General features: G+C 41.2%; 2 protein-coding genes. Both read left to right on the top strand.

Going from position 1 to position 1,496, the window contains the following annotated elements:
- The first annotated feature begins 133 nt into the window (after positions 1-133).
- On the top strand, positions 134-532 hold the full coding sequence (locus AB5935_RS25860; protein WP_004306293.1) for a hypothetical protein: 399 nt from the start codon (positions 134-136) through the stop codon (positions 530-532).
- Positions 533-656: 124 nt separating this feature from the next.
- The coding region (locus AB5935_RS25855; protein WP_368327856.1) for a carboxypeptidase-like regulatory domain-containing protein at positions 657-1,496 on the top strand (840 nt) is incomplete at its 3' end.

Here is a 1,496-nt window from a genome sequence, read left to right as displayed (position 1 = left end):
GAGTTAATAGTGCTGATATGACTCTAAAATAGCCAAATAAAGGAAAGAGAATGTGTCTGTATCGGATTGATTGAATCTTAATTACGAAAAATTATAGGAAAATCTGTTTTTATTCTTATCTTTGTCCTCTGAAATGAAAAAACTAGCCTACATAACAGCACTTATCCTTTCTCTCCTGATTATCTATTCAGGAGGTGGAGTCTCTATTGTGCATTATTGCTGTGTCCGTTGTGAAACGGTGCAGAGCTGTTGTGATACAGGCTGTCCGAAGTGTAAAAAGACTCATACTTGTGATTCAAAAAAAGGTTGTAAAGATAAGGGTTGTACAGCTATTATCTATAAGCTCGATTTGATGAAACATACTACTGAACTGACAACATCAGCTTTAGTAGTCGATCTTTTGTGTGAGCATTTTTGCTATCTGTTGACTCCGACCTATGCGGATAAATCGGTAGAATATGATAGTCTGACCTCTCCGCCACCTCTCTGTTCGAGGCAGAAGCTGGCGCTATATTCCACTTATATTATTTAGCCACTATTTCTTTCTTATTTAATCCTTTGCTTTCAATAGAACATGAAAGTAAAGCAGCACTGAATGCAACTAAGTTGCATGAGAAATGAATTAATTTTGTATCTCGAAAGTAACTTTAGAAAGAATGAAATATATGATAATAGGACTGTTCCTGTTATTTGCCGGCAATATATATGCGCAAGTACGGGGAACAGTGAAAGATAGTACCGGGGAGGCTATTCCGGGTGCCAATGTGTTCTGGATGAATACAGGACAAGGAGTGACAACCAAAGAGGATGGTAGTTTTTCTATCACTAAACCTTCCAAAAGCCACATGCTGATTGTCAGCTTTATCGGTTTTCAGAACGACACGATTCATGTGAGCAGTAAAAATCAACAACTGGATATTGTGCTTCGTGATGGAGTGGAACTGAATGAAGTGAATATTGTCACTCGTAAACTGGGAACGATGAAATTGCGCAGTAGCGTAATGAACGAAGACATGATAAGCAGTGCCGAATTGAGTAGAGCCGCTTGTTGTAACCTGGGTGAAAGTTTTGTGACGAACCCTTCAGTAGATGTGAGTTATTCCGATGCGGCAACAGGAGCCAAACAAATTAAATTGTTGGGGCTGTCTGGCACTTATGTGCAGATGTTGACGGAAAACATCCCGAATTATCGGGGAGCCGCCGCTCCTTATGGATTGGGATATGTCCCCGGTCCGTGGATGCAGAGTATACAGGTTTCCAAAGGAACATCTTCGGTGAAGAATGGTTATGAAGCCATCACAGGACAGATAAACGTAGAATTTAAGAAACCGCAGTTGCCGGAAGCTGATTGGGTGTCTGCCAATCTTTTTGCAAGCACTACCAACCGATATGAAGCCAATGCGGACGCTACATTGAAACTTTCCAAACGATGGAGCACTTCTCTGCTGGCGCATTACGAAAATGAGACCAAGGCGCATGATGGCAACGATGACGGA

Origin of the sequence: Phocaeicola sp. RTP21198st1_B8_RTP21198_201120 (genome assembly GCF_040929485.1) — a bacterium.
In the GTDB taxonomy this organism is placed as follows: Bacteria; Bacteroidota; Bacteroidia; order Bacteroidales; family Bacteroidaceae; genus Phocaeicola; species Phocaeicola dorei.
Note: the sequence above shows the minus strand (reverse complement) of the source record. Positions and strands in the feature narration are given on the sequence as shown.